Origin of the sequence: Campylobacter sp. BCW_6460 (assembly GCF_001762705.1) — a bacterium.
In the GTDB taxonomy this organism is placed as follows: Bacteria; Campylobacterota; Campylobacteria; order Campylobacterales; family Campylobacteraceae; genus Campylobacter_D; species Campylobacter_D jejuni.
The window spans coordinates 1-1,111 of record NZ_MJXI01000042.1 but is presented as its reverse complement, the minus strand read 5'-3'; the positions used below and the strand labels follow the sequence as shown (position 1 = coordinate 1,111).

Here is a 1,111-nt window from a genome sequence, read left to right as displayed (position 1 = left end):
CAGTGGAACTATAGCTTCAAGCGATAAAGGAGTTTTTTTCGAAGGCGGTGCTAATAATAAATCTACGATTAATAATTTTAACAATACTGGAGTTATAAGTTCAACAAATAAAGAAGCGGTCCAGTTTACTCATACTAATGTACAAACTCTTAAAAATAGCGGCACTATTCAAAGTAGTAGCCAAGAGGCAAACAATTGGGTAAATCATGGAATGTATATTAGTGACTCTACAATCCAAACATTTATCAATAGCGGAACTGTAAAAGGTGATGGAAAAACAGATCCAGGAGGGGTTAATGGAGCTTCTTATGCAAGCGTCGGAGTCAATCTTCAAGCTTCTACTATAACAAATTTTGATAACTCAGGTATTCTTTCAGGAAGAGTAGGTATAAATATATCAAGTACTACTATAGATAATTTTAAAAACACTGGTACTATAGAAGGAACATCTGGAGCCAAACAATTATCAGGAGCAGTATTCATTCAAAGTTGGAGAACTTCAAGCTCCACTATTAAAAATTTTGAAAACACAGGTCTAATCAAAAATCAAAACGGCAATGCTATCTTCATAGGTGATGGCAACAAGATAGAAACCCTTACAAATAAAGGAACTATAGAAGCAGGCAACAATGGTATAACTTTTTATGCATTTGATACAAATAAAAAGCCCGTTAATATTGGTAAAATCACTATAGAAGAAGGTGGTGTTATTAAAGCAGGCAATGATGCAATCCATATAGATGGAAGTAAAAATGGTATTGAGGGTGAAGGTATTGAAGTTAAAGAAGGGGGTAGATTAGAAGGTGGTAATGCAGGTATTTATATAGGCGGTGGTAAGCAAGTAAATACTAGCATCAATGTATCTGGAACTATCCAAGGTGGTAATGGGGGTATTATAAATACTGGAACCATTGGAAAAGAAGGACAAGAAAAACAAGAATACGGAATCACTATTGAAAATGAAGGTCTTATTGCTTCTGCAAAAGGAAGTGGTATTTTAAATACTGACAATGGAATTATTTATGGTAATATCTTCAATAGAAGTAATAATAATTTAAGTTTAAAAAATGATTCTGATGCGACTATTACAAGTGGTATTAAAAATGAAGGT

General features: G+C 33.4%; 1 pseudogene. It reads left to right on the top strand.

Going from position 1 to position 1,111, the window contains the following annotated elements:
* A pseudogene (locus tag AJ881_RS09495) lies at nt 1–1,111 on the top strand (hypothetical protein); the annotation flags it as partial.